Origin of the sequence: Frankia sp. AgKG'84/4, assembly GCF_023242965.2 — a bacterium.
Lineage (GTDB): Bacteria > Actinomycetota > Actinomycetes > Frankiales > Frankiaceae > Frankia.
This window is the reverse complement of record NZ_JALKFU020001135.1, coordinates 1-1,262: the sequence shown is the minus strand read 5'-3', so window position 1 is coordinate 1,262 and position 1,262 is coordinate 1. Positions and strand designations below refer to the sequence as shown.

At 72.1% G+C, this 1,262-nt stretch carries 1 protein-coding gene; it reads right to left on the bottom strand.

The genetic code is table 11. The features are described from left to right. A partial coding sequence (locus tag MXD58_RS27880; RefSeq protein ID WP_250611148.1) for an alpha-(1->3)-arabinofuranosyltransferase domain-containing protein occupies window positions 1-1,262 on the bottom strand: 1,262 nt, incomplete at both ends.

Below are 1,262 nucleotides of genomic sequence, written 5' to 3'. Positions count from 1 at the left end.
CCCGCGACGCGGGCTTGTCGCCCGCGCGGCGTAGCGCTCCTCGAGCGCGGCCAGACCGCCGGCGAGCAGCACGGACAGGCCGAGCGCCACCATCGGCACGGCCCTGGGCAGCGAGCGCAGCGCGAGCCCAGCCGTCGACCCCTCCGCGAAGTCCTTGAACACCTTTCCCCACGGCGAGGGATCGTCGTACGGGTACACCCCGACGGCGATCGTGGTGCCCAGCAGGATCAGCGCGACGAAGTAGCCGCGATGCGCCCAGCGCACGGCGGACGCGGCGGCCACCGCGAGGATCGGCACCGCGAAACTGACCACGATCAGCCACAGCACCTGGGTGTACCGGGTCGCCGGGCCGATCCACGGGCCCAGCGCGTCCTGGCCGTAGAAGAACCAGTTGCCCAGGCCCCGCAGCACCTCGGAGGCCTGCGAGCTACTGGCGACCGTTTCGATCGTCTCGGTGAACGCGAGCACGTTGAGGCCGTAGCCGGCCTGCGTGTAGAGCCCGGCCATCCACCACGCCGAGGTCACGATGATGGCGAGCACCGCACGGGTGGCCATGGCGGCGGCGGCGCCGAGGCGGACCTCCCGGGTGCCCCACACGGCGAACGGGATCCACAGCAGCGGCGCGAACAGGATGAAGATCAGGCTGGACGCGTTGATACTGCCCACGGTCGTCACGACCAGGGCGAACGCGGCGGGGAAGCGCCAGCCCACCGGCCGCCAGCCGGCCCGGCCGGGCGCCGCCTCGCGCAGCCCCCGGATGGTGATCCCGATCAGCCAGCCGAGCCCGGCGTAGGGCAGCAGGATCGCCGAGATCCGCGCCACGTACTCCAGGATGTACGGCGAGAGCATGTAGCCGAGCGCGGCGACGAACGCGAACCGGTTCGGCCAGCGCAACGAGCGCAGCAGGAACAGCACCCCGGCGCCCGCGCCGAACAGGATCGAGCCGGTCCACAGCCGCTGCGCGACCCAGTCGGGCAGGCCGGCGACCTGCGCCAGCCAGTAGAACAGGCCCTGCGGGTACAGGTAGCCGATGTTCTGGTGGGTGACCGTACCCATACCGATCGCGGGATCCCACATCGAGACCGCGCGGCGCAGCATCCGGGCCGGGTCGAGATACAGGTATGCCTTGGTGTCCGCGCCGATCTTCCCCGGCTGGGTGAGTAGCAGCGGCACGTAGGCGATCGCGGCCAGCACCAGCGTCGGCCACGACGGCACGAGCCGGCGCGCCAGCGAGCCCGAGCGCCCTCCCGGCGATGCCCCGC